We start from the raw sequence: 20467 nt of genomic DNA, 5'->3' as shown, positions 1-20467 counted from the left end.
GATTAAGCCGCTACGCTACACACTGCGCATATGAACACGGGGGTGGATCCATGAAACAACTGCTGCTGGCCCTTGTCATCACCACCCTGGTCAGCGCCTGCGCGACCACGACCTCCCCTACCGGTCGCCGGCAGATGGTGGGCGGGGTGTCGCAGGCGCAGCTGCACCAGCTCGGCGCACAGGCGTTCGCCGAAACCAAGCAGAAGGAAAAGATCAGCACCGACGGCCGCCAGAACGGTTACGTGCAGTGCGTGGTCAACGCCCTGGTCGCGCAGTTGCCACCTCAGTACCGTGGCGTACGGTGGGAGACGGCCGTGTTCGTCGACAAGGAGCCCAACGCCTTCGCCCTGCCCGGCGGCAAGGTCGGTGTGAACACCGGCATCTTCACCGTCGCCAAGAACCAGGATCAGCTGGCTGCCGTAATCGGCCATGAAATCGGCCACGTCATCGCCCGCCACCACGAAGAGCGCATCACCCGGCAGATGGGTGCGCAGACCGGGCTGGCCGTGCTCGGCGCGCTGGCTGGCGCGGCCTACGGTGAAGGCGCTGCCAGCACCGTCAACCAGCTCGGTGGCATGGGCGCGCAGACCGCTTTCCTGTTGCCCGGTTCACGCACCCAGGAAAGCGAGGCCGACGTGATCGGCCAGCGACTGATGGCACAGGCCGGTTTCAACCCGGCGCAGGCGGTCGATCTGTGGCAGAACATGATGGCCGCCAGTGGCGGTCGCAGCCCGCAATGGCTGTCCACCCACCCCGATCCAGCCAACCGTATCCAGGAACTGCGACGCGATGCACCGGGGCTGACGCCGGTCTATCAGCAGGCGCAGGCGGCCGGGCTGCGGCCAAAGTGCGGATGAGTGCGCATTTCTATGCTGTATTGCAGCACATAAAACGATTTCTCACGCCATCTGTTTCTGATACGTTTGGCGGCTCAGATTTTTCTGACAGTCCGACTTTGCCGCTATCCGGCGGTTCGATCGAGGTGAACGATGATTTTCCGTAACCACAAAGCTGTACTTTCCGTCCTCGTCGCGACCGCCCTGACCGGCGCCGTGGTCACCGATGCCTTCGCGCAGTCCTCGCGTTCCTCCGAGCGTGGCAACCGCGGCGGCAAGCAGGCCAAGGCCGAAGCGCTGTACCCGAACGCGACCCGTGAGGAGCCGAGCGTCAAGGCATCGGCCAAGCTGGGCAGCAAGCTGCAGAAGATGATCGACAGCTACAACAAGGAAAAGTTCCCGGAGACGCGCACGCAGGCCGACGCGATCCTGGCTGACAGCGCCGCGAACGAGTACGACAAGTCGCTGGCCGCGCAGCTGGCCTCGCAGGCCGCCTACCAGACCGACGACACCCCGGCTGCCGTTGCCTACCTGAAGCAGGTCCTGCAGTTCAACGGCCTGGACAACAACGGCCACTTCCAGTCGATGCTGATGCTGGGCCAGCTGCAGCTGCAGGAAGACCAGACCGCCGAAGGCCTGGCGACCCTGGACAAGTACTTCGCCGAGAGCAAGTCGACCAAGCCGGAAGAACTGATCGCCAAGGGCCAGGCGCTGTACCAGCTGGAGCGCTACCAGGAAGCGATCCCGGTGCTGAAGCAGGCCATCGCCGGCGCCACCGAACCGAAGGACAACTGGAACCAGCTGCTGATGGCGGCCCTCTCCGAAGCCGGCCAGTCCGGTGAAGCGGTGAAGGAAGCCGAGGCACTGGCCGCCAAGAACCCGAACGACAAGAAGGCCCAGCTGAACCTGGCCAGCATGTACATGCAGGCCGATCAGATGGAGAAGGCTGCCGCGGTGATGGACAAGCTGCGCAGCAGCGGCCAGCTCACCGAAGAGCGCGAGTACAAGCAGCTGTACTCGATCTATGCCAACACCGAACACAAGGAAAAGGACGTCATCGCGGTCATCAACGAAGGGTTGCAGAAGGGCATCCTGAAGCCGGACTACCAGGTCTACCTGGCGCTGGCCCAGTCCTACTACTACTCCGACCAGGTGCCGCAGGCGATCGATGCGTGGCAGAAGGCTGCCCCTCTGTCCAAGGACGGTGAGACCTACCTGAACCTGGCACGCGTCCTGCATGCCGAAGGTCGCATCCCGGAGGCCAAGCAGGCCGCCCAGCAGGCGCTGGCGAAGGGTGTGAAGAACCAGGCTGATGCCAAAAAAATCATCAACCTGAAGTAAGTAGGAATAACGCCTGAATGCCTGCACAGTTGATGCGCAGGCGCTCAGGATTGGTATAAGCTTGGAGGTTCCTGCGGTGTCATGCACCGCTGATCAGGGATTCCGCCCCCGGCATCCCGGCCCCACTATTGAGCTCTTGGCGCATGACGGAACAACTAGTCGTTCACCGGTACGAACAACCCGATGACAAGGGGCTGAGCTGGCCTCGCATCGTCGGCATCGCGTTTGTAATTGCCCTGCATCTGGCCGCGTTCATGATGCTCCTGATCCCCGCCGTGGCTCCCAAGGCCGTGGCTGAGAAGGAGCGCAACGTCATGGTGACCATCGTCGACGCCCCGCCGCCGCCGCCCCCGCCGCCGCCGCCGCCGCCGCCGACGGATACTCCGCCGCCGCCGGTGAAGAATCTGTCGCCGCCGAAGCCGTCGCCGGTCCCGCCGCCGCCGCAGGCGCCGGTCGTGGACGTGCCGGAACCGCGCCCGAGCGATATCGTCACCCCGCCGTCGCCTCCGTCGCCGCCGGCTCCGCCGACCTCGATCGAGGCCAGCGTGGACATCTCGTCGAAGGCAATGAATCCGCCGCGCTACCCGCCGGCAGCCTTCCGCGCGGGTATCCAGGGCGAAGTGATCCTGATCATTGATGTCGATGCCAGCGGCAACGTCACCAATGTCACGGTGGAAAAGTCCAGCCGTAACCGCGACCTGGACCGTGCTGCGATGGAAGCAGCTCGCAAGTGGCGCTTCAACGCCGCTGAATCTGGCGGTAAGAAGGCGGCAGGTCGCGTTCGCGTCCCGGTCAACTTTGCGCTGAACTGATGCGTCCGGGTGGCCGCCCGGCCACCCCCCGCTCCCAGTTCGATTGTTTAGCTTAGCTACACCCTTTATCACCACACACAACAAAGGTAAGCGTCATGCTGCAGGAAATTTTCATCGCCGCTGCTGCCGGGGGCAATCCGTCCAACGCCCTGTCGCAGATGGGCTTCGAGCACCTGATCCACGAAATGACCACCAAGCCGGGTGATTTCGCGGTTTCCTGGGTCGTGCTGCTGACCCTGGTCGTCATGTCGGCCATGTCCTGGTACTGGACCGTCATCAACATCTTCCGCGCCACCCGCCTGAAGAGCGCCGCTGATCGCGTCGTCAGCCTGTTCTGGGACACCCCGAACGCGCAGGACGCCATCCGTGCGATGGAAGAACAGCCGGCTTCCGAGCCGTTCTCCAAGATCGCCCTGGACGCTGCCCAGGCGGCTGCCCACCACCAGCGCGCTGAAGGCGGCGCCACCGGCGGCGTGGGTGAGAACCTGAGCCGTTCGGAGTTCGTCGACCGCGCTCTGCGTCAGGCTGTGACCCGCGAAAGCAACAAGCTGCAGTCGGGCATGACCCTGCTGGCTACCGTCGGCGCGACCGCTCCGTTCGTCGGTCTGCTCGGTACCGTGTGGGGCATCTACGGCGCGCTGATCAAGATCGGTGCCACCGGCTCCGCTTCGATCGACGCCGTTGCAGGCCCGGTGGGTGAAGCGCTGATCATGACCGCGATCGGTCTGTTCGTCGCGATCCCGGCCGTGTTCGCCTTCAACTTCTTCAGCAAGATCAACAGCGCGACCATCAGCAAGTTCGATACCTTCGCGCACGACCTGCACGACTTCTTCGCCACCGGTTCGCGCGTCCGCTAATTGCGACGCGCTGTACCCAGCGAGAACGTAGTCAACACGATCTAGACGGAGCCCGTTATGGCTTTCAGTAGTGGTAACAGCGGCGGCCCCATGGCCGACATCAACGTTACGCCCCTCGTGGACGTGATGCTGGTGCTGCTGATCATCTTCATCATCACGGCGCCCCTGATGTCCCACAAGGTCAAGGTGGATCTGCCGGAGGCCAACCTGGTCCAGAAGCCGGACGACACCAACGACCGCAAGGGCCCCATCACCCTGGCAGTCAAGGAAGATGGCTCGATCTACTGGAACGACGAAGAAATCAACAAGCAGACTCTCGAGTCGCGCTTGGCGACCGCCGCCCAGCAGACCCCGCAGCCGCCGTTGAACCTGCGTGGTGACCGCACCACCAAGATGCGTGTCATCAACGAGATGACCAAGATCGCGCAGGAACAGGGCATGCTGGACGTCGGCTTCGTCGCGACCAAAGAGAAGGGGCAGTAAGCCATGGCATTCAGTAGTGGTGGTGGCAAAGGCCCCATGGCAGACATCAACGTCACGCCCCTCGTGGACGTGATGCTGGTTCTGCTGATCATCTTCATCGTGACCGCGCCGATCATGACGTACCCGATCGCCGTGGACCTGCCGCAGCGCGTGCTCAACCCACCGCCGCAGCTGGTCGAACCGCCGCCGCCGATCGAACTCAAGATCGACGCCAGCAACCAGGTCTCGTGGAACAACAGCCCGATCAATGCGAGCGAGCTGCAGCAGCGGATGGAGAACGAGGTCCAGAAGGACCCGACCAACCAGCCGGAACTGCGCATCGACGCCAGCCCGGATTCCGAGTACGACGTGATGGCCAAGGTTCTGGCTGCCGCGAAGAACGCTCAGATGAAGAAGATCGGTTTTGTGCAGCAGTAACTGCTACATCGCAATACAACAGTCATGACGCGACTGCAGACGCCCCTGGAAACAGGGGCGTCTTTTTTATGCCTGACGGCCTGGACCGTTATGATCGGCGGATGCTCGCCCTCTTCGACTCCCTGCGCCACTGGCTCGACGGCATCGCCCACCTCGGCACGATCCTGGCGGTCGCCTATCTGCTGTACCTGTTCGCGCTGGCGGGCTGGATCATGCTGCAGAAGCGCGAGCCGGTGGCCACGCTGAGCTGGATCCTGTCGCTGGCGCTGCTGCCTTACCTGGGTCTCTTCATCTACTACCTGCTGGGCCCGCAGAAGGTGAAGCGGCAGCGCCTGCGCCGTGGACGCGCGCGGTCGGGCATGGAGCACTACAGCGACGTCTGCCCACCCGACGCCGACTGCACCGAGCTGGCCAAGGTCGCACAGGCCACGACCGGGCTCGCGCCGAGCAGCGCCACCGAAGTCACCTGGCTGGTGGATGGCGCGGCCACCTACGCGGCCCTGCTGGACGCCATCGCGCAGGCTCGCGACCACGTCCACCTGGAGTACTACATCTTCAACCCGGACCACGCCGGCACCGCGCTGCGCGATGCCCTGGTCGAGCGCGCCCGCGCGGGTGTGCAGGTGCGCCTGCTGCTCGACGCGGTGGGTTCGTCGGCCCTGCCCCGCCGCTTCCTGCAGCCGCTGCTCGACGCCGGTGGCGAAGCGATCTGGTTCCACCCACGGCAGCTGCTGAAGCCGTTCAAGCGCCCGTGGTTGAATCTGCGTACCCACCGCAAGCTGGTGATCGTCGATGGCCGCCTCGCCTTCACCGGTGGCATCAACATCACCGACGACGAGGATGAAAGCCGCAGGGCGGATGCCTACCGCGATCTGCACATGCGCATCCGCGGCCACGTGGTGCGCAGCCTGCAGCTGGTGTTTGCCGAGGACTGGCTCTACGCCAGTGGACAGGACCCCTCGCGGATGGACATTGCCCGTCTGTGGCCGGCCGACATGCCGCTGCGCGGCGATGGTGCGATCAACGCCCAGGTGCTGGTCTCCGGACCGGATTCCGGCTGGGAAACCATCCATCGCCTGCATGTGGCGGCGATCCAGGAAGCGCACGAGCGCGTCTGGCTGGTCACGCCCTACTTCGTGCCGGGCGAAGCGGCGCGGATGGCACTGACCTCGGCCGCGCTGGGTGGGCTGGACGTCCGCCTGCTGGTGCCGAAGATGAGCGATTCCTGGTTCGTCACCCAGGCCGCCCGCTCCTACTTCGACGAGCTGCTGCATGCCGGGGTGAAGATCTACGAGTACGGCCCACGCATGCTGCATACCAAGGCCTTCATCGCCGATGACGACGTCTGCATCGTTGGCAGTGCCAACTTCGACCACCGCAGCTTCCGGCTGAACTTCGAGCTGTCGATGATGATCAGCGACCGTGACCGGGTGGCTGCCCTGGCCGAGCTGCTGCAGGGCGAATTCGACCGTTCCACGCGGGTGCACGACCAGGCCGGCCGCTCGCTGTGGCTGCAACGCCTGCCCGAGGCCTTCGCCCGGCTGGCCTCGCCGCTGCTCTGACGCAGCGCTACACTGCGGCGATCATCCGGGGAGCCCGACTATGTACTGGTTGTACCTGCTGCTGGCGCTGGGCTGTTTCGCCTTCGCGCTGAAGACCCCCAGCGCCGGGCTGATGACCCTGTGCCTGCTGGCCGCCCTCGCCTTCCTGCTGGCCTGGGTGCGCGGCCGCTACGTGGCCCGCTTCGGTGATCTGCAGCGCGACCCTGCCACCTTGGTCGATGCCGAGGAACTGCGCCGCCTGCGCGAGAAGGCCCAGGCCCGCCGCAACGACGACGCCAACGACCACGATCCGTCCCCTCTTTCCAAGTAGTTCCGTTCCATGACCCAGCTCAGCGTCAACGTCAACAAGATCGCCGTCCTGCGCAATTCGCGCGGCGGTGCCGAACCGGACGTGGTGCGTGCCGCCCAGGCCTGCCTGGATGCCGGTGCGCATGGCATCACCGTCCACCCACGGCCGGACCGCCGTCACATCACCGCCGAGGACGTGCTGGCCCTGTCCACGCTGACCCGTGCCCGTGGCGTGGAGTTCAACATCGAAGGCAACCCGTTCGCGCCGCCGCGCGGGGGTTACCCCGGCCTGCTGCCGCTGTGCGCGCAGACCCGCCCGGCGCAGGCCACCCTGGTGCCTGACAGCGACGGCCAGATCACCTCCGATCATGGTTTCGATTTCGAGCGTGATGCCGCGCGACTGCGCCCGCTGATTGCGGAACTGAAAGCGATGGGCTGCCGGGTCAGCCTGTTTGTCGACGCCGGCAACCCGCTGCTGGAGCAGGCGGCCGAAGTCGGCGCCGATCGCATCGAGCTGTACACCGGCCCCTACGCCGAAGCCCACGCGGCCGGCGACGCTGACGCGATGCTGGTGCTGTTCGCTACTGCCGCACGCCGCGCGCAGGCCGTCGGCCTGGGCGTGAACGCCGGCCATGACCTGTCGCAGGACAACCTGCGCGAGTTCCTGGCCCACGTGCCGGACGTGCTGGAGGTGTCGATCGGCCATGCGCTGATCGGTGAGGCGCTGTACGACGGACTGGACGCCACGGTGCGCGGGTACCTTGCGTTGCTTTGATGCATTGCAGCCGAGCGTAGGCTCGGCTCTACAAGGTCTCTGCATCAACTGTAGAGCCGAGCCCATGCTCGGCTCAGCACCGCCCTGAATCCTTCAGGTGGCCGTCGCAGCCATTGAGACAGCCACGGCGTACCTTGCCGCAATGGGTATCGCGATCAAGGGCCGAGGTTCCACGTCCCACCTTGCCGGGCGCTTTGAAAGCACCGTCAGCGAGGCGGTGGACGATGGCTGGGCGGTCGACGAGAGCGAGGAGTTCCTTGCCCCGCGCCTGCGTACCGAAGTGCGCGCCGAGACCGCGCGCAGCATCATCACCCGCAACACCTCGCCGGACGTGGGCTTCAGCCAATCGGTGAATCCGTACCGCGGTTGTGAGCATGGCTGCTCGTACTGCTTCGCGCGCCCCTCGCATGCCTATCTGAACCTGTCGCCAGGCCTGGACTTCGAGACCAAGCTGTTCGCCAAGACCAATGCCCCCCAGCTGCTGCGCAAGGAGCTGTCGAAGCCGGGCTACGTGCCGCAGCCGATCGCACTGGGCATCAATACCGATGCGTACCAGCCGATCGAGCGCAAGTTCAAGCTGACCCGCCAGCTGATCGAAGTGATGCTGGAAACCAAGCATCCGTTCTCGTTGATCACCAAGAACGCGCTGGTCGAGCGCGATATCGATCTGCTTGCACCGTTGGCGGCGGAGAATCTGGTCAGCGTGCATTTCTCGGTGACCTCGCTGGACCCGCATCTCTCCGCGAAGCTGGAGCCGCGCGCGTCGGCGCCGCATGCACGACTGCGCGCGATGAAGCGTCTGCACGAGGCTGGCATTCCAGTGGGTGTGATGGTGGCGCCGGTGATCCCGTGGATCAACGACAGCGAGCTGGAAGCCGTGCTGGAGGCCGCGCACGACGCAGGTGCGAGCACCGCAGGCTACGTGCTGCTGCGCCTGCCACTGGAAGTGGCGCCGCTGTTCCGCGACTGGCTGGATACGCACCATCCCGATCGCGCCGCGCACGTGATGAGCACCATCCAGCAGCTGCGAGGCGGCAAGGACTACGACAGCCAGTTCGGTACGCGCATGCGCGGCCAGGGGGTGTATGCCGATCTGTTGAACAACCGCTTCAAGCTGGCGCGCAAGCGTCTGGGCTTCAATGCACAGAACAGCCATTGGCCGAAGCTGGATTGCAGCCGGTTCCTGAAGCCCTTGCCGCCGAAGAAGGATTCGCCGCAGGGCTCGTTGTTCTGAGCCTATCAGTCGAGCATGGCTCGACTCTCCATCCGAGGCCGACGTGCAGTTCGGCCTCATCCCCCAAACAACTTCTGCGCACTCTGGAACAGGATCCAGCTGGTCGCGATGAACTTGTCCCCACCCTGCGGCCTGTTGCCACGGTGGGTATGAGTGAACGCCGTCGGCGCAATCAGCAGGCTGCCAGTGCGCGGCGCGATCTTCCGCCCCTGGAACAGGAACTCGGTTTCGCCTTCGTCGAAGTCGTCGTTGAGGTACAGCGTCCACAGCACGTGCCGGTGCAGGGTCTCGGCCTGCGCATCCTTCGGGTACAGCTCGCAGTGCCAGTACGGATAACCGCCCTCGCCCGCTGCGTACCACTGCAGGTTGATCGCACCCGGGCGCAGGCAGGTGCGCGCCAGATCGGCCAGCTGCTGCTGCGGCATGTCAGGGAAGTCCTCGGCAGACAGGCGTCGCGGTTGGCCGTTGCTGTCCTGGATCTGCAACATCAGCGGCGCAATCAACGCCTGTGGATAACGGCGTAGATAAGTCAGCAGGCCATTGAACACTGCGATCTGCAGTTGCTGGTCGACATCCTGCCAGCCGTCCAGGCCACTGATGCGCAGATCCTTGCTGTGCTTGAGTTCCGGGAACACGCCACTGCCCACGGCACCGGGCTGCAGGCCACGCGTGGCGCGCAGGCGTTCAACGATCGCCGCGCAGACCTCGCTGGGGACGGCGTTGTGGATGACTTCGATGAAATCGACCGGGCCCTGCTCGTGCATGCGTGCATTCCTTAGGCGGCAACGGCTTGATGGTGCCGTTTGCCGCCCTCGGTGTCACCCCACGGTCATGTCATCGAACTGCCATGACCGCTGTCAGGCGGCAGGCCGTCAGCCCTGTGCGTCGTCGTGCGCGTGGTGGTAGCGCACGGCTTCGGCCACTTCCTCGCGCGAGCCCAGGAACACCGGCACGCGCTGGTGCAGCTGGTCGGGCTGGATGTCGAGGATGCGCTCGCGGCCGGTCCAGGCAGCGCCACCGGCCTGTTCGACCAGCAGGCCCATCGGGTTGGCTTCGTACATCAAGCGCAGCTTGCCGGCCTTGGACGGATCCTTCTTGTCCCACGGATAGATGAAGATGCCGCCGCGGGTCAGGATGCGGTGCACGTCGGCCACCATGCTGGCGATCCAGCGCATGTTGAAGTTCTTGCCGCGCGCGCCTTCCTTGCCCGCCAGCAGATCACCGACATAGGCCTGCATCGGCGCTTCCCAGTGACGCTGGTTGGACATGTTGATGGCGAATTCCTGGGTGGCCGCCGGAATCTGCATGTTCTCGGTGGTCAGCACGAACTCGCCCTTCTCGCGGTCCAGGGTGAAGGCATGGGTACCGTGGCCGACGGTCAGCACCAGCTGGGTGCTGGGCCCGTAGATGCAGTAGCCGGCGGCGATCTGCTTGCTGCCCGGCTGCAGGAAGGCGTCATCGCCCGGCAGTTCGACGTTGGTCGGGCAGCGCAGCACCGAGAAGATGGTGCCGACGGAAACGTTGACGTCGATGTTGGAGCTGCCATCGAGGGGATCGAACAGCAGCAGGAAATCACCGCGCGGGTAGATGTCCGGCACCGGCTGGCTGTGGTCCATTTCTTCGGAGGCGCAGGCGGCAAGGTGGCCACCCCAGGCGTTGGCTTCAAGCAGGATCTCGTTGCTGATCACGTCCAGCTTCTTCTGCGCTTCGCCCTGCACGTTGCCGGTACCGGCGTCGCCGAGCACGCCACCGAGGGCGCCCTTGCTGACGGCGATGGAGATGCTGGTGCAGGCGCGGGCGACGACCGCGATCAGCTGGCGCAGGTCGGCATTGATGCGGCCGGCGTGCTGTTCCTGGATCAGGAAGCGGGTCAACGAAGTACGGGACATGGTCGGGCAGGTCTCGGCAGCGGGAAAACGCCTATTGTCGCCCGTCTGACGGGGGCGTGCGTGAGCGCGGGAAGGCGTAATCGTTTCCAGATGCGTTGTGCCCTGCGCTTCAGGATTCGCCGCGAGCGCGGTGGGGAAGGCAAAGGCAAGAGCAAAAGCAAAAAAAACAAAGGCGCCTTTCGGCGCCTTTGTCTTCAAGCTACTGGAGCGTTGTTTCAGCCCTTGGCGACGGTGGCCACGGCCTTGGCGACGTATTCCAGGTTGTTCTGGTTCAGCGCGGCCACGCAGATGCGGCCGGTGCCGACGGCGTAGATGCCGAACTCGTCGCGCAGGCGCTCGACCTGCTCACGGCTCAGGCCGGAGTAGGAGAACATGCCGGCCTGTTCGTTGATGAAGCCGAACTGCGGGGCACCTGCAGCGGCCAGCTTCTCGACCAGGCCGTGGCGCAGGGCGTGGATGCGCTCGCGCATCTCGGTCAGCTCCTGCTCCCACATCGCACGCAGTTCCGGGTTGGTCAGCACGCCGGCCACCAGCGCAGCACCGTGGGTGGACGGGCTGGAGTAGATGGTGCGGATCACGCGCTTGACCTGCGACTGCACGGCCTTGGCGTCAGCGGCGGTCGGCGCCACCATCGACAGCGCACCCACGCGCTCGCCATACAGCGAGAACGACTTGGAGTACGAGTTGGCGACGATGAAGCTGTCGATGCCGGCTTCGGCGATGATGCGCACGGCGGCGCCGTCCTGCTCGATGCCCTTGTCGAAGCCCTGGTAGGCCATGTCGATGAAGGGGAACAGCTGGCGGTCCTTCAGCAGCTGGGCGACCTGCTTCCACTGGGTGACGGTAAGGTCGGCACCGGTGGGGTTGTGGCAGCAGGCGTGCAGCAGCACCACGGTGCCGGCTTCCAGCTTGCCCAGGTCGGCCAGCAGGCCGTCGAAGTTGACGCCGTGGGTGGTCGGGTCGAAATAGGTGTAATCCACCACCTCGAAGCCGGCCGCGCTGAACACGGCGCGGTGGTTTTCCCAGCTCGGATTGCTCAGCGCAACGGTGGCGTGCGGCAGCAGCTTCTTCAGCACGTCGGCGCCGACGCGCAGCGCACCGCTGCCACCGACGGTCTGTGCGGTGGTGACGCGGCCGGCGGCCAGCAGCGGCGAATCCTTGCCGAACACCAGCTCGCGCGTGGCCTGCGTGTACGCCGGCAGGCCATCGATCGGCAGGTAGCCGCGCGGTTTGGCTTCAGCGGCGAGCTGCTGCTCGATCTGCTTGACGGCGCGCAGCAGCGGAATGCGGCCGCTCTCGTCGTAGTAGATGCCCACACCCAGGTTGACCTTGGTCGGGCGGCTGTCGGCGTTGTACGCCTCGGTCAGGCCCAGGATCGGGTCGCCTGGGACCAGTTCCACGTTTGCAAAGAAGGACACGGCGGTACTCGTTCGGTAGACGGAAAGGGGGAGGAATTGCGCCACGCGGTCTGCGGCTTTTCGGCCGGAAACAGCCCATCGTAACAAAGCCTGCCGGGGCTGGCCGCCGCCATCGTCATCCGCGGCCCCGTACCATGGCGTGCGTTGCCGCCCGATCCATCAACCTGAATCATGAATCCCGCCGCACGACGCCGTTGCCTGCCGCTGTCCGCCCTGCTGCTGTCGCCCTGGACGGCGGCGGCCGAGCCTGCGCCCACCGCCCTGCCTGCGGTGCAGGTACAGGCCGCACGGGTGCCGGGTATCGACCCGTTCGCGTTGCCGGCCAGCCAGGACACGGTCTGGATCGATGCCAGCCGCGCTGGCACTGGCGCGCAGCTGTCCGAGGCGCTGGCCGGGGTACCAGGGCTGCTGGCGCGCGACCGGCAGAACTTCGCCCAGGACACGCAGCTGTCGATCCGTGGCTTCGGCGCGCGCTCGACCTTCGGGGTGCGCGGGGTGCGGGTGTTGATCGACGGGGTGCCCGCGACCATGCCCGATGGCCAGGGCCAGCTGTCGCATGCCAGCCTGTTGGGCGCCGAACGCATCGAGGTGCTGCGCGGGCCGTTCTCGGCGCTGTACGGCAATTCCTCCGGCGGCGTGCTGCAGGTCTGGAGCGCGCAGGGCCAGGCCGGCGACCCGTGGCGGTTGCGCGTGAACGCCGGCGCCGACAACACGCTCAGTGTCGGTGCGCAGCTGAAGGGTGCCGGCCAAGTGCTGGACTACAACATCGCCGCCAATCACTTCCGCACCGATGGCTGGCGGGACCACAGCCGCGCGCGCCGTGAATCGCTCAACGCACGCATCGGTGGAGAGCTGGGCGGTGGGCGGCTGGAGCTGCTGCTCAACGCACTGGAAGCACCAGATGCGCAGGATCCGCTGGGCCTGACCCGTGCCCAGGTGGCGGCTGATCCGCGCCAGGCCACGGCGATGGCGCACCAGTACAACACCCGCAAATCGGTGCGCCAGCAGCAGGCCGGCCTGCGCTGGACCCGTGAAACGGGAGCGCAGCGCTGGCAGTTGATGGGCTATGCCGGGCAGCGCGCGGTGCGCCAGTACCTGCCGATTCCGCCGACTGCGCAGGCCAATCCGCTGCATGCCGGAGGGGTGATCGATCTGGAGGGCGGCTACGGCGGACTGGACGCGCGCTGGGGGTGGCATGGTGACCTCGCCGGCCGACCACTGGATCTGGTGGCCGGGCTCAGCGCCGACCGCCAGCGCCAGCATCGCACCGGCTACGAGAACTTCATGGGCAGCGCTCTGGGCGTGCGTGGGCGGCTGCGTCGTGACCAGATCGACGTCGTGCAGAACGTGGACCAGTTCGCCCAGGCCTGGTGGCAATGGAGCCCGCGCTGGTCGCTGCTGGCCGGCCTGCGCCACAGCACCGTGCGCTTCGACTCGGACGATCGCTACATCACCGCAGGCAACCCGGATGACAGTGGCCACCGGCGCTACCAGGCGACCACGCCGGTGGCAGGCGTCAGCTTCGAGGCCAGCCCGCAGTGGCGGCTGCACGCGGCCGTGGGGCGTGGTTTCGAGACCCCCACCTTCAACGAACTGGGTTATCGCGCCGACGGCCAGGCGGGATTGGCACTGGATCTGGCGGCCGCCCGCAGCCGCACTCTGGAGATTGGCAGCAAGTGGCACGCGCAGGACGGAACCCAGCTCGATATCAGCCTGTTCCGCGCAGATACCGACGATGAGCTGGCAGTTGCCAGCAACTCTGGTGGGCGCAGCACCTATCGCAACATCGGCCGCACCCGCCGCCAGGGTGTGGAACTGCAGTACCGACAACCGCTGGCCGAACAGCTGGAACTGCAGCTGGCGTGGACCTGGCTGCAGGCGCAGGTGCGCTCGCCGTACCTGACCGCGAACACCTTGGTGGCTGCAGGCAGCCGCCTGCCCGGTGTGCCGCGCCAGCAGGCCTTCGCCCGCCTGCAGTGGAGCCCCGCCGACTGGCAGTGGGCGCTGGAGGCCTCGGCCAGCACCGATACCGTGGTCAATGACGTGGCTACGGCGAGTGCGCCCGGTTTCGCCTTGCTGCACCTGGAAGGCGGGCGCCGCTGGACCCTGCCGGGTGGCGAGCTGCGCGCTTTCGCCCGGCTGGAGAACGTGCTGGACCAGGCCTACATCGGCTCGGTGATCGTCAATGACGGCAACGGGCGCTTCTACGAGCCGGGACCGGGACGGCGGGCCAACGTCGGCCTGCAGTGGTCGTGGCGCTGAAGGGGTAGTGCCGGCCGCTGGCCGGCATTGCGCCGTGCAGGACGTCAGGAGGTTGCCGGCCAGCGGCCGGCACTACCCGTAAATCGAGGGCCCTTTAAATCGTGGGCCTTGGCCGGCATCGCGCCGTGGAGGACGTCAGGAGGTTGCCGGCCAGCGGCCGGCACTACCGGTCAGTCGGGGGCCTTGGCCGGCACGAACGGCGAGGTCGGGTCGCTGGCCGGGAAGGTCTCCTCCAGCGCCTCGTCCTGGTTGTCGCTGGCACGTTGCTTGCGCTCGCGGCGCTTGAGCGGGCTCTCCTGGCCGCCGCGATGGCGGTCACCGCCATCCTTGCGGTCCTGGGCCGCCTGTTCAGCCACATGTTTTACCGGCAGGTGGTCGTCACCGTGCTCGGCGTCGAAGAACGGTGCACCGGTGCCGCGGTAGTCGGCGTTGTCGGCATCGCGCTTGCCGCGCTGCTCGCCGGGAAGGGGCGGGTGGTTTTCCCGCAGCGGGTCTCGTGAGGTCTCTCGGCTCATGGTCTGGTACCTGCACTCGGGGGCTCCCACTACACCGCCCTGCAGGTAAAGCCGCCGCGAACCTGGCGTCATGAACATCTCGCTCACCCCCCGGTAACGGCACCGCGCGTATTCCTGCCCACCCGCCCCCGCTGCAGGAGCCGGCCATGCCCCGTCTTGAACGACCCGCACCGTCCGTGTTCAACGCCCTGCTCGATCCGCTCGGCCAGCGCACCGCGCAACGCCGCACGCGCCGCCAGGAAGATCCGCAGGCGGTGGCGCAGGACTACCTGCAGTACATGCTCAGCGACTACGAGGAGAGGCGTGGCCAGAGCCACCGCAACTGGCGCGATCTGTGTCCGGTGTATGCCTTCGCGCTGACCACCCATGCCGCGGATTGGCCACGCGGTGATGCTGCCGATACCTGCGAGGAACTGGCCGAGCACTGGGAGCAGATGCGCGGCCAGTCGCGGTTGAGCTGGTCGCAGGCGAGGCCGGTGGTGGAGGATGCCTGGCGCGCGCTGGACCATATTCCGGCGGCGGCGGTGAGGCCGCTGCTGCAGTAGTGCCGGCCGCTGGCCGGCAACCCCAGGAAACTTCAGGCCGCGAGCCTCAGCCGGCCAGCGGCCGGCACTACCGTTTTCCGTAGAGCCCACGTGCACGGCACGGACACGGCTGGTTTACGCGCTCCGGCCCACGCTGGGCACCCTGCCCCGCCAAAGGTGCGCCCATGGCCCGCCCGATCTGGACCGGCACGCTGTCGTTTGGCCTGCTCAATGTGCCGGTGTCGCTGATGTCCGGCGAACGCAAGGTCGATCTGCAGTTCCGCATGCTCGACTCCCGCGACCGCAAGCCGATCCGTTTCGAACGGGTCAACGCCGACACCGGCGAGGAAGTGCCCTGGAAGGACATCGTCAAAGCCTATGAGTACGACAAGGGCAGTTATGTCGTGCTGGAGGAAGGTGATATCCGTTCGGCCGCGCCGGAAAGCCACGAAGCGGTGGAGGTGGAATCGTTCGTGGATGCGGCGCAGATCGACCCGCGCTACTACGAGAAACCGTATCTGCTGGTACCCGGCAAGAAGGCCGAAAAGGGCTACGTGCTGCTGCGCGAGACATTGCGCAGTACCGGCAAGGTGGGCATCGCGCGGGTGGTGGTGCGCACGCGGGAATACCTGTGTGCGGTGATGCCACAGCAGGACGCACTGGTGCTGATGATCCTGCGCTATCCGCAGGAACTGGTGGATCCCGAGGACTACAAGCTGCCCACCGGAAAACTGTCCGACTACCGCATCACCGGCAAGGAAACGGCGATGGCCGAACAGCTGATCGAGTCGATGGCCGGCGACTGGGATCCGTCGCACTACCACGATGAATTCCGCGAGCGCCTGCAGCAGGTGTTGAACAAGCGCATCAAGTCCAAGGGCGGCACCACGCGGGTGGACGATGAGCCGGCACCGCGCGAGGACGCCAGCACCAATGTGGTCGACTTCATGGCGCTGCTGCAGAAGAGCCTGGATGCGAACAAGCGCACGCCGGCGAAGAAGACGGCAACGCGCAAGGCACCGGCAAAGAAGGCTGCGAAGAAGACCGCCAAAAAGGCCGTGAAAAAGACCACCCGGCGCAAGGCAGGTTGAACCATGTCGCTGCACCAGTACCGGCGCAAACGCCGACTTGGTGGTGGCGCTGGGCATACGCCGGAGCCTGACGACACGCGCGCCCACGGTGATCCGAAGCGGCGGCCGACCTTCGTCATCCAGCTGCACCATGCCAGTTCGCGCCACTACGACTTCCGCCTTGAGATGGACGGCGTGCTGAAGAGCTGGGCGGTGCCGAAAGGTCCTTCGCTTCGCGCCGGAGAGAAGCGGCTGGCCGTGGAAGTGGAAGACCATCCACTGTCCTACGCTGGTTTCGAGGGTGATATTCCCGAAGGCCACTACGGTGCGGGTCACGTCGAGGTATTCGATCAGGGTACCTGGGCCTGCGAAGGCGATCCGCTGCAGGCACTGGCGGCAGGAAAGATCGACTTCGTGCTGCAGGGGCAACGCCTGGCCGGTGGCTGGAAGCTGGTGCGCACCGCGATGAAAGGACGCCAGGTGCAGTGGCTGCTGATCAAGCGCAACGACGGTGAAGCGCGCGATGCCGAGGCAGATGACCTGCTGACGGCACCGATACCGACACGGGCACCCGCGGCGAAGAAGCGTTCCGCAGCGAAGGCGGCGCGCGCTGCACCCGCCGCACGCACGGCCGATGCGCGCTGGCATGCACGCGCACTGCAACTGCACGGCGCAGGTGATACGCCCTATCCCCGCGGGTTCAAACCGCAGCTGACCGATCATCGCGACCGTGCCCCGGATGGCGAGCGCTGGCTGCATGAGATCAAGTGGGATGGCTATCGTCTGCTGGCCGATCTGCACGATGGTGAGGTGAAACTCCGCTCACGTAACGGCCTGGACTGGACCGATGATTTTCCCGAGGTGGTACAGGCTGTGCAGGCGCTGCCGGTGCGCGATGCGCGCCTGGACGGTGAGTTGGTGGTGCTGGATCCGGAAGGACGCAGCGATTTTGCAGCGCTGCAGCGCGTGATCGACGGTAGTTCGAAGCAACCGCTGCGCTACATCGTGTTCGATCTTCCTGGTGTGGCCGGCGTGGATATCAGTCGTGCACCGCTGGTGGAGCGCAAGGCGCTGCTGAAGGACCTCATCGGGCCGGCGCCCGGCACCCTGGCCTTCAGCGAGCACGTGATCGACCATGGCCCGCAGGTGTTCGATGCCAGTGGCAAGGCCGGATTCGAAGGCATCGTCAGCAAGCAGGTGGATGCGCCGTATGTGAACACCCGCGCGCGCAGCTGGGTGAAGGTGAAGCACGAAGACACCGACGAGTTCGTGATCGTCGGCCACACGGCACCCAAGGGTTCCCGGGTGGGATTCGGCTCGCTGCTGCTGGCCACGCCGGACAAGGCTGGCCTGCGCTATGTGGGCCGCGTTGGCACCGGCTTCGACGACGAGAGCCTGCGCGCGCTGCTCAAGGCACTGCAGCCGTTGGCAGTGAAGACGCCCGTGCTGCAGCTGCCGGCACATGTGCCGTTCCGTGCTGCCAGCGTACGCTGGGTGAAACCGATGGCGGTGGCGGAGGTGGCGTTCCGTGGCTGGGGCAAGGAGGGCCTGCTGCGCCAGGCCAGTTTCAAGCGGCTGCGCAGCGACAAGCAGACGGAGGAACTGGGAATGAGCGCCGCAGATGCCGAAGCCGGAGGCGAGGTCCAGATCACGCATCCGGATCGCGTGGTGTTTCCAAAGCAGAAACTGAGCAAGGGCGACGTGGCCGACTACTACCAGCGCATGGCGCGCTGGATACTGCCCGAAATCGCCGGACGTCCACTGTCACTGCTGCGCTGCCCGGATGGCGTGGGCAAGACCTGCTTCTTCCAGAAGCACCATGGTCCCGGCCTGGGCGATGCGGTACATGCGGTGCCCCTGCAGCAGAAGAGCGGCCGCGAGGATTACGTCTACATCGACGATGCACGGGGCCTGCTGCAGCTGGTGCAGATGAACACCCTGGAGCTGCATCCCTGGGGCGCGACCGTGGCCGACCCCGAGCACCCGGATCGCCTGGTGTTCGATCTCGACCCCGGTGAAGGCGTCAGCTGGGCACAGGTGAAAGCCGGTGCACGCGATGTGCGTGACCGCCTTCAGCAGGTGGGCCTGAAGAGCTTCGTACGCCTGTCCGGTGGCAAGGGCGTGCACGTGGTGGTGCCGCTGCAGCCCAAGGCTGGCTGGGACGAGGCGAAGGCGTTCTGCGAGGCGTTCGCGCAGGCCATGGCGCTGGAGCAGCCTGATCGCTACGTGGCGACGATGAGCAAGGCCAAGCGCGGCGGGGTGATCTTCATCGACTGGCTGCGCAACACACGCGGTGCTACCAGCGTGTGTTCGTGGTCGCTGCGCGCGCGCGATGCTGCCGGCGTGGCAGTGCCGCTGCGCTGGGAAGAACTGGCCCGGGTGAGCGCGGCCGACGCGTTTCCGGTGGCCAAGGCGCTGGCGCGCGCGAAGCGGCTGAAGGGTGACCCATGGCAGGGCATCGCGCGGCTGAAGCAGACGCTGCCGTCGCTGAAGCGGTAGTGCCGGCCGCAGGCCGGCAACTGCAGGATGGCTGAGGTTGCCGGCCAGCGGCCGGCACTACCTGTATGCGCTCAGCGCAGATCGCGCGAGGCGCGGCGGCCGAACCACCAGCCTGCCAGCAGCTGCAGTGGCAGCGATGCCAGCAGCGAAATGACGAACCACAGCGGAAAATCCGCGCCCGTAGTCCACACCGCGTAGGCGCAGCCCAGCGCGATCAACGACCAGATCGAAAAACCATGCGAACGCGGCCAGCAGGGCGCGTAGTAGGTGGCGAAGGAAATGCCGGCGATGCCACCGAGTACGCTGAAGGCCAGGTCCCACCCCAGCTGTACGCTGTTGTTGTCCGGCGACATGCCCAGCAACGGCGGCAGCCAGCTGGCGACGCTGCTGACCAGCGCAAGCGACAGCACGCCACCGATCACGGAGACGAGGGACAGGAACAGGGTCTTGAGCAGGCCGGGCATGCGCGCATTGTACGGCTGCCACGGAGTGCCCGGGTTGCCGGCCAGCGGCCGGCACTACCGAACCGCCTGGGGTTTGCCGGCCAGCGGCCGGCACTACCGATGGGTCGGCATGACCGCCGCGTCCGTGGGAGAGGGGGACGGAGCGGCGGCGGCCATGCACAGGCGGTCAGGCGGCGAAGTCGAGTACCACGCGGCCTTCGATGGTGCCTGCGTGCATGCGCGCGAACACCTCGTTGATGTTTTCCAGGCGGTCGGTGCTGACCGTGGCGGCGACCTTGCCTTCGGCGGCGAACTGCAGCGATTCCTGCAGGTCCAGGCGGGTGCCGACGATCGAACCGCGCACGGTGATGCCGTTGAGCACCATGCCGAAGATATCCAGCGGGAAGTTGCCGGGCGGCAGGCCGTTGAGCGAAACGGTACCGCCACGGCGGACCATGCCCAGCGCCTGCTCGAACGCCTTCGGCGACACCGCCGTGACCAGGGCGCCATGCGCGCCGCCGATCTCCTTCTTCAGGAAGGCGGCGGGGTCGGTGGTGCGCGCGTTGACGGTGATCTGCGCGCCGAGCTGCCGGGCCAACGCCAGCTTGTTGTCGTCCACGTCCACCGCCGCCACGTTCAGGCCCATCGCGCGGGCGTACTGCACGGCCATGTGGCCCAGGCCGCCGATGCCGGAAATCACCACCCAGTCCCCGGGCTTGGTGTCGGTCACCTTCAGGCCCTTGTAGACGGTCACGCCAGCGCACAGCACCGGCGCGATCTCGACGAAGCCCACTTCCTTCGGAAGCAGGCCGACATAGTTGGCATCGGCCAGTGCGTACTCGGCGAAGCCGCCGTTGACCGAGTAACCGGTGTTGCGCTGTGTCTCGCACAGCGTCTCCCAGCCACCCAGGCAATGTTCGCAATGGCCACACGCCGAGTACAACCAGGGGATGCCGACCCTGTCGCCTTCCTTGACGTGCCCTACCCCGCCTCCCACGGCCACGATGTGCCCCACGCCCTCGTGACCGGGGATGAACGGCGGGTTCGGTTTCACCGGCCAGTCGCCCTCGGCGGCGTGCAGGTCGGTGTGGCAGACGCCACAGGCCTCGATCTTGACCAGTACTTCGCCCGCCCCCGGGCGCGGTACCTGGACTTCCTCGATCACCAGTGGCTTGCCGAACTCACGCACGACGGCAGCCTTCATGGTCGAATTCATGTTCGGATCTCCGTAGTGCGCTTGCC

General features: G+C 66.2%; 20 protein-coding genes. 14 read left to right on the top strand and 6 right to left on the bottom strand.

Translation table 11 applies throughout. From position 1 onward, the window contains the following. Positions 1-50: 50 nt before the first annotated feature. The 10 genes from AC13GF_RS11675 to AC13GF_RS11630 all read left to right on the top strand — a co-directional run bounded on the left by AC13GF_RS11675 (position 51) and on the right by AC13GF_RS11630 (position 8605). A complete protein-coding gene (locus tag AC13GF_RS11675; protein ID WP_483004705.1) occupies positions 51-857 on the top strand; it encodes a M48 family metallopeptidase in 807 nt (268 codons plus the stop codon). Positions 858-989: 132 nt separating this feature from the next. Then, positions 990-2177, top strand: a complete 1188-nt coding sequence (locus tag AC13GF_RS11670) for a tetratricopeptide repeat protein (RefSeq protein WP_483004704.1) — start codon at positions 990-992, stop codon at positions 2175-2177. Positions 2178-2320: 143 nt separating this feature from the next. Next, the gene (locus AC13GF_RS11665) at positions 2321-2989 is read left to right on the top strand and encodes an energy transducer TonB (RefSeq protein WP_049399022.1); all 669 of its coding nucleotides are present in this window, start codon (positions 2321-2323) and stop codon (positions 2987-2989) included. Between the two features lie 95 nt (positions 2990-3084). Next, on the top strand, positions 3085-3846 hold the full coding sequence (gene exbB, locus AC13GF_RS11660; protein ID WP_004132614.1) for a TonB-system energizer ExbB: 762 nt from the start codon (positions 3085-3087) through the stop codon (positions 3844-3846). 57 nt (positions 3847-3903) lie between these two features. Beyond that, positions 3904-4329, top strand: coding sequence for an ExbD/TolR family protein (locus tag AC13GF_RS11655; protein WP_012509603.1), 426 nt, complete (start codon positions 3904-3906; stop codon positions 4327-4329). Positions 4330-4332: 3 nt separating this feature from the next. Next, positions 4333-4746, top strand: a complete 414-nt coding sequence (locus AC13GF_RS11650; protein WP_032129281.1) for an ExbD/TolR family protein — start codon at positions 4333-4335, stop codon at positions 4744-4746. A 101-nt stretch (positions 4747-4847) separates the two neighbouring features. Then, positions 4848-6308, top strand: coding sequence for a cardiolipin synthase (gene cls, locus AC13GF_RS11645; protein WP_483004703.1), 1461 nt, complete (start codon positions 4848-4850; stop codon positions 6306-6308). A 40-nt stretch (positions 6309-6348) separates the two neighbouring features. Beyond that, positions 6349-6618: a hypothetical protein gene (locus AC13GF_RS11640; protein ID WP_483004702.1), complete on the top strand. Its 270-nt coding sequence runs from the start codon at positions 6349-6351 to the stop codon at positions 6616-6618. 9 nt (positions 6619-6627) lie between these two features. Beyond that, positions 6628-7371: a pyridoxine 5'-phosphate synthase gene (locus AC13GF_RS11635; RefSeq protein ID WP_483004701.1), complete on the top strand. Its 744-nt coding sequence runs from the start codon at positions 6628-6630 to the stop codon at positions 7369-7371. Between the two features lie 142 nt (positions 7372-7513). After that, on the top strand, positions 7514-8605 hold the full coding sequence (locus AC13GF_RS11630) for a PA0069 family radical SAM protein (protein ID WP_019337496.1): 1092 nt from the start codon (positions 7514-7516) through the stop codon (positions 8603-8605). Between the two features lie 56 nt (positions 8606-8661). Here AC13GF_RS11630 and AC13GF_RS11625 read toward each other — a convergent pair whose 3' ends face one another. The 3 genes from AC13GF_RS11625 to AC13GF_RS11615 form a co-directional block, all read right to left on the bottom strand. Continuing rightward, positions 8662-9369, bottom strand: a complete 708-nt coding sequence (locus tag AC13GF_RS11625) for a 2OG-Fe(II) oxygenase (protein ID WP_483004700.1) — start codon at positions 9367-9369, stop codon at positions 8662-8664. A gap of 108 nt (positions 9370-9477) precedes the next feature. Next, positions 9478-10494, bottom strand: coding sequence for a class 1 fructose-bisphosphatase (locus tag AC13GF_RS11620; RefSeq protein WP_014035428.1), 1017 nt, complete (start codon positions 10492-10494; stop codon positions 9478-9480). A 215-nt stretch (positions 10495-10709) separates the two neighbouring features. Beyond that, on the bottom strand, positions 10710-11912 hold the full coding sequence (locus AC13GF_RS11615) for an amino acid aminotransferase (RefSeq protein ID WP_329766996.1): 1203 nt from the start codon (positions 11910-11912) through the stop codon (positions 10710-10712). A gap of 171 nt (positions 11913-12083) precedes the next feature. On the opposite strand from AC13GF_RS11615, the gene AC13GF_RS11610 reads away from it, so the two are divergent. After that, positions 12084-14174 (top strand): TonB-dependent receptor family protein, encoded by a 2091-nt coding sequence (locus AC13GF_RS11610; RefSeq protein WP_483004699.1) that lies wholly within the window; start codon positions 12084-12086, stop codon positions 14172-14174. A gap of 170 nt (positions 14175-14344) precedes the next feature. Here the strand turns inward: AC13GF_RS11610 and AC13GF_RS11605 are convergent, their stop codons facing one another. Continuing rightward, on the bottom strand, positions 14345-14689 hold the full coding sequence (locus tag AC13GF_RS11605; protein ID WP_126930451.1) for a hypothetical protein: 345 nt from the start codon (positions 14687-14689) through the stop codon (positions 14345-14347). Positions 14690-14835: 146 nt separating this feature from the next. On the opposite strand from AC13GF_RS11605, the gene AC13GF_RS11600 reads away from it, so the two are divergent. The 3 genes from AC13GF_RS11600 to ligD all read left to right on the top strand — a co-directional run bounded on the left by AC13GF_RS11600 (position 14836) and on the right by ligD (position 18782). Then, positions 14836-15234, top strand: a complete 399-nt coding sequence (locus AC13GF_RS11600; RefSeq protein ID WP_010487387.1) for a hypothetical protein — start codon at positions 14836-14838, stop codon at positions 15232-15234. A 164-nt stretch (positions 15235-15398) separates the two neighbouring features. Beyond that, positions 15399-16304, top strand: coding sequence for a non-homologous end joining protein Ku (gene ku / locus AC13GF_RS11595; protein ID WP_483004698.1), 906 nt, complete (start codon positions 15399-15401; stop codon positions 16302-16304). 3 nt (positions 16305-16307) lie between these two features. Next, positions 16308-18782, top strand: a complete 2475-nt coding sequence (gene ligD / locus AC13GF_RS11590) for a DNA ligase D (protein WP_483004697.1) — start codon at positions 16308-16310, stop codon at positions 18780-18782. Between the two features lie 71 nt (positions 18783-18853). Here ligD and AC13GF_RS11585 read toward each other — a convergent pair whose 3' ends face one another. Together AC13GF_RS11585 and adhP are read right to left on the bottom strand one after the other, a co-directional pair. Next, the gene (locus tag AC13GF_RS11585; RefSeq protein WP_483004696.1) at positions 18854-19246 is read right to left on the bottom strand and encodes a hypothetical protein; all 393 of its coding nucleotides are present in this window, start codon (positions 19244-19246) and stop codon (positions 18854-18856) included. A 166-nt stretch (positions 19247-19412) separates the two neighbouring features. Next, positions 19413-20441, bottom strand: a complete 1029-nt coding sequence (adhP, locus tag AC13GF_RS11580) for an alcohol dehydrogenase AdhP (RefSeq protein WP_049436145.1) — start codon at positions 20439-20441, stop codon at positions 19413-19415. Between the last annotated feature and the right edge of the window lie 26 nt (positions 20442-20467).

Source organism: Stenotrophomonas sp. 22LJNL06-5-1 (genome assembly GCF_056861455.1).
The sequence above is the reverse complement of the archived record's forward strand: the minus strand, read 5'-3'. Positions and strand labels throughout refer to the sequence as shown.

Coding starts and splice junctions, on each gene's coding strand:
- AC13GF_RS11655 (WP_012509603.1), top strand. CDS start 3,904: ATGGCTTTCAGTAGTGGTAACAGCGGCGGCCCCATGGCCGACATCAAC.
- exbB (WP_004132614.1), top strand. CDS start 3,085: ATGCTGCAGGAAATTTTCATCGCCGCTGCTGCCGGGGGCAATCCGTCC.
- adhP (WP_049436145.1), bottom strand. CDS start 20,441: ATGAATTCGACCATGAAGGCTGCCGTCGTGCGTGAGTTCGGCAAGCCA.
- AC13GF_RS11605 (WP_126930451.1), bottom strand. CDS start 14,689: ATGAGCCGAGAGACCTCACGAGACCCGCTGCGGGAAAACCACCCGCCC.
- AC13GF_RS11630 (WP_019337496.1), top strand. CDS start 7,514: ATGGGTATCGCGATCAAGGGCCGAGGTTCCACGTCCCACCTTGCCGGG.
- AC13GF_RS11640 (WP_483004702.1), top strand. CDS start 6,349: ATGTACTGGTTGTACCTGCTGCTGGCGCTGGGCTGTTTCGCCTTCGCG.
- AC13GF_RS11675 (WP_483004705.1), top strand. CDS start 51: ATGAAACAACTGCTGCTGGCCCTTGTCATCACCACCCTGGTCAGCGCC.
- AC13GF_RS11610 (WP_483004699.1), top strand. CDS start 12,084: ATGAATCCCGCCGCACGACGCCGTTGCCTGCCGCTGTCCGCCCTGCTG.
- AC13GF_RS11620 (WP_014035428.1), bottom strand. CDS start 10,494: ATGTCCCGTACTTCGTTGACCCGCTTCCTGATCCAGGAACAGCACGCC.
- ku (WP_483004698.1), top strand. CDS start 15,399: ATGGCCCGCCCGATCTGGACCGGCACGCTGTCGTTTGGCCTGCTCAAT.
- AC13GF_RS11635 (WP_483004701.1), top strand. CDS start 6,628: ATGACCCAGCTCAGCGTCAACGTCAACAAGATCGCCGTCCTGCGCAAT.
- AC13GF_RS11665 (WP_049399022.1), top strand. CDS start 2,321: ATGACGGAACAACTAGTCGTTCACCGGTACGAACAACCCGATGACAAG.
- AC13GF_RS11650 (WP_032129281.1), top strand. CDS start 4,333: ATGGCATTCAGTAGTGGTGGTGGCAAAGGCCCCATGGCAGACATCAAC.
- AC13GF_RS11625 (WP_483004700.1), bottom strand. CDS start 9,369: ATGCACGAGCAGGGCCCGGTCGATTTCATCGAAGTCATCCACAACGCC.
- cls (WP_483004703.1), top strand. CDS start 4,848: ATGCTCGCCCTCTTCGACTCCCTGCGCCACTGGCTCGACGGCATCGCC.
- AC13GF_RS11670 (WP_483004704.1), top strand. CDS start 990: ATGATTTTCCGTAACCACAAAGCTGTACTTTCCGTCCTCGTCGCGACC.
- ligD (WP_483004697.1), top strand. CDS start 16,308: ATGTCGCTGCACCAGTACCGGCGCAAACGCCGACTTGGTGGTGGCGCT.
- AC13GF_RS11585 (WP_483004696.1), bottom strand. CDS start 19,246: ATGCCCGGCCTGCTCAAGACCCTGTTCCTGTCCCTCGTCTCCGTGATC.
- AC13GF_RS11600 (WP_010487387.1), top strand. CDS start 14,836: ATGCCCCGTCTTGAACGACCCGCACCGTCCGTGTTCAACGCCCTGCTC.